Here is a 1,082-nt window from a genome sequence, read left to right on the forward strand (position 1 = left end):
AAGCCGTTTGTGATTGGCCGTAAAAACTGGTTATTTAATCAAACTCCACGCGGCGCTAATGCCAGCGCACTACTTTACAGTCTTGTGCAGACAGCGGTAGCCAATAACCTAGAGCCTTTTGATTACTTAAAGTATTTACTCACCGCACTACCCAAGCTTGGTAGGCACTATAAGCCAGAGGCATTGGATCAGTTTTTACCCTGGAACCTGACTGAAAAAATCAAGCCTTTAAAGTAAGTGGCGTAGCTTGTCTAGGTGGGAAGAAGCGACGCTTACTTTTAATAACTTGAGGTATTGTTGGACAATAATACAATGATAAAGGTTTTCTAGATTAAGGCTATCTTCAAAAAAGGTAGCAACAAGCACTGCATCATGTTTAATAATACTGGTAACAGAAAGGTCTAACCCAGAAAGTGAATGGTTTAACAATAAATGAAGAACTGGTTTTTGGAGGTTTTTGTTTTTATAGAGGCTAAATAAATGAGTCCAAATTAATTTTCTTAAGCTAAATAACTCATTAGTGTCAGCTAAATCAAAATTCACAATATTTATTGTTTGACCTTTTCCTGACTTTACACTAGAAAAATGCGTGTGAAGATATTTTTCAGATAAGGCTATAAATAGCCTAGAATAATATTCATTTTTTCCTGAATCACTATATTCAATTATTTTCTCAACTACAGCCATTTGTGCATGATAGCCAAAACGATAAGATTCTGGTTGAAAACCATAATTATCAACGAAGCAACGTAATATCTTAGGAGTATCTTGTGGTTGCTTATTTAAATACTGCATAAAAATATCTAAAGACATTTTCATTTCAGTTACACCTAAAAACCTAAACAATGAAAGTGTTGACAGGAAGTCTGTTAGATTTGAACTAGAATCAGTTTCAAATTTAATTTCATCAATACCTATTTTTTGAACATTAAGGCATTCAACTTTTTTTTGTATATAAACCAACGTTTCTGTTGGTTTCAAAAACCAAAACACATCAATTAATTGAAGAAAATTAGCTTCATTATTTTCTAGGGTCAGAGCACCTGATCTCGGGGAATTTACTTTGATCCCAGTTTAAAGAT

Annotated in this window: 2 protein-coding genes; one reads left to right on the plus strand and one right to left on the minus strand. The window is 33.6% G+C overall.

The genetic code is table 11. The annotated features are described in order from the left end of the window. A partial coding sequence (locus CDZ78_RS20865) for a transposase domain-containing protein (RefSeq protein ID WP_167374438.1) occupies positions 1 to 237 on the plus strand: 237 nt, incomplete at its 5' end. Here the strand turns inward: CDZ78_RS20865 and CDZ78_RS20870 are convergent. Continuing rightward, entirely contained in the window at positions 229 to 981 is a 753-nt protein-coding gene (locus CDZ78_RS20870) for a hypothetical protein (RefSeq protein WP_140414287.1), read from the minus strand. The genes CDZ78_RS20865 and CDZ78_RS20870 overlap by 9 nt on opposite strands. Positions 982 to 1,082: the final 101 nt, after the last annotated feature.

This window comes from Bathymodiolus platifrons methanotrophic gill symbiont, from assembly GCF_002189065.1.
GTDB lineage: Bacteria > Pseudomonadota > Gammaproteobacteria > Methylococcales > Methylomonadaceae > Methyloprofundus.